General features: G+C 73.7%; 2 protein-coding genes and 1 pseudogene. 1 reads left to right on the top strand and 2 read right to left on the bottom strand.

Annotation, left to right across the window (positions count from 1 at the left end):
- Nucleotides 1–928: tRNA 2-thiouridine(34) synthase MnmA (mnmA, locus tag SACSA_RS22160; protein ID WP_048876588.1), on the bottom strand; the 928-nt coding region annotated here is incomplete at its 3' end.
- 2 nt (nt 929–930) lie between these two features.
- The gene (locus SACSA_RS0108960) at nt 931–2,136 is read right to left on the bottom strand and encodes a cysteine desulfurase family protein (protein WP_019815212.1); all 1,206 of its coding nucleotides are present in this window, start codon (nt 2,134–2,136) and stop codon (nt 931–933) included.
- A 182-nt stretch (nt 2,137–2,318) separates the two neighbouring features.
- Between SACSA_RS0108960 and SACSA_RS24555 the strand changes: the two are divergent.
- Nucleotides 2,319–2,489 (top strand): annotated as a pseudogene (locus SACSA_RS24555) (S-methyl-5-thioribose-1-phosphate isomerase); the annotation flags it as partial.

The following is a 2,489-nucleotide window of genomic DNA, read 5'->3' on the forward strand; positions in this document are numbered from 1 at the left end:
CGCCGTGCGCGCGGACCTGCGCGACGCACTCCGTGGGCGCGGCGAGTGGCGCCTCACCGGGCCAGACGGGCCGGTCGGCCTCGATCCGCTCGACCGCGAGCTCGTCGGCGGAGCCCACCTTCACGGTCCCCGACACCGGTTCCAGCGACAGCACGTAGCGGGGCCTGCCGTCGGCGGCGGGTGCGTCGATGCCGAGCCCCTTGCGCTGGCCGACGGTGAACCCGTGGACGCCGGTGTGCCTGCCGAGCACCGCGCCGGTTTCGGCGTCCACCAGCTCACCGGGATGTTCGCCGAGCCGGTCGTCCAGGAACGACTTCGTGTCGCCGTCGGGGATGAAGCAGATGTCGTGACTGTCGGGCTTACGCGCCACCGGAAGGCCGCGCCGCTCGGCCTCGGCCCGCACCTCCGGCTTGCGGGAGTCACCGAGCGGGAACATCGCGTGCCGCAACTGGTCCGGGGTGAGCGAGGCGAGCACGTACGACTGGTCCTTGCCCTCGTCGGCGCTGCGGCGCAGTTCCGGCACCCCGTCGACCACCGCGAGCCGGGCGTAGTGGCCGGTGCACACCGCGTCGAAGCCCAATGCGACGGCCTTCTCGAGCAACGCCTCGAACTTGATCTTCTCGTTGCAGGTCACGCACGGGTTGGGCGTGCGACCCGCCGCGTACTCCCCGACGAAGGTCTCCACGACCTCCTCGGTGAACCGCTCGGCGAAGTCCCAGACGTAGAAGGGGATGTCGAGCAGGTCGGCCGCGCGGCGCGCGTCGTGCGAATCCTCGATCGTGCAACAGCCCCGGGACCCGGTGCGCAGTGTTCCCGGCTTGGCCGACAGCGCCAGGTGCACGCCGACCACGTCGTGCCCCGCGTCCACGGCCCGGGCCGCGGCCACCGCCGAGTCCACTCCCCCGCTCATCGCGGCCAGTACCCGCACCGCTACACCTCCTGCTTGGTTCGCTGCCTGCGCATTCCGGACAAACCCGCCTGCCGGGCCCGCGCGACCACACCGCCGATCTCCCCCACGAGCGCCTCCACGTCGGCGCGGGTGGAACTGTGCCCGAGCGAGAAGCGCAACGACCCGCGGGCCGAGACCGCGTCGGCGCCCATCGCGAGCAGCACGTGGCTGGGTTCGGCCACCCCGGCCGTGCACGCGGAGCCGGTGGAGCACTCGATCCCCCGCGCGTCGAGCAGCATCAGCAGGCTGTCTCCGGCACACCCGGGGAAGGTGAGGTGGGCGATGCCCGGCAACCGGTCGCTGTCGTCGAGGGGCGGGCCGTTGAGGACGGCGTCCGGCACCTCGGCCAGCACTCCCGCCACGAGGTCGTCGCGCAACTCGCGGACCGTCCCGACGTGCTCGGCGCGCCGCCGCACGCTCGCGCGGACGGCGGTGGCGAAGGCATGGATACCCGGCACGTCCAGGGTGCCCGAGCGCACCTCGCGTTCCTGCCCGCCCCCGTGCAGCAGCGGCGTGCACGGAGTGTCGCGGTCGAGCACGAGGGCGCCGACCCCGTACGGCCCGCCGAGTTTGTGTCCGGTCAGTGTGCACGCGCCCACGCCCGCCATGCTCAGGTCGAGGTCGACGACTCCGACCGCCTGCACGGCGTCGGTGTGCAACGGGATGCCGTACTCGGCGCAGACGGCGGCCAGTTCGGGAACGGGGTTGATCGTGCCCACCTCGTTGTTGGCCCACATGACCGTGGCGAGCGCGACCTCGTCCGGCGCGGCCTCGACCGCCTCGCGCAGCGCCTCCGGCCGCACGCGGCCGTGCGCGTCGACGTCGAGCCAGGTCACCTCCGCGCCCTCGTGGTCGGCCAGCCACTGCACCGTGTCCAGTACGGCGTGGTGCTCCACCGCGCTCGCGAGGACCCGGCGGCGCCGCCCGTCGGCACGATGGCGCGCCCAGTACAGGCCCTTGACGGCGAGGTTGTCGCTCTCCGTGCCCCCCGCCGTGAAGATCACTTCGGAAGGCCGGGCACCGAGCGCCTCGGCGACGATCTCGCGCGCCTCCTCCACCACACGCCGGGCGCGGCGGCCGGACGAGTGCAGTGACGACGCGTTGCCCAACGTGGGCAGCGTGTCGGTCAGCGCCGCGAGGGCCTCGGGCACCATCGGGGTCGTCGCCGCGTGGTCGAGGTAGGTCATCGCTTGACAAGGGTAGTCGCGTGGTGGCGCGCACGGACGCGGCGTCGCTCACGCCCGATCAGCCCAACCGCCGGGCGCCGGACGCTCCGCCCGGCGAACCGGGGTGGCAGGGCACGCCGGTTCGCCGCGGCCCGCCCCCACTCCTCGGCGAGGCGGCGTCACCCGTGCGGGACAATGGCGGTGTGGACAGGACGATCGACTGGGACCGCGGTGCCGTCGTGCTCGTCGACCAGTGCGCGTTGCCCACGGTGCACCGCACGCTGCGGCTGAACACCGTGGACGAACTGATCGCGGCGATCCGGCGGCTCGCGGTGCGGGGCGCGCCCGCGCTGGGCGCGGCCGGGGCACTGGGC

Source organism: Saccharomonospora saliphila YIM 90502, from assembly GCF_000383795.1.
In the GTDB taxonomy this organism is placed as follows: Bacteria; Actinomycetota; Actinomycetes; order Mycobacteriales; family Pseudonocardiaceae; genus Saccharomonospora; species Saccharomonospora saliphila.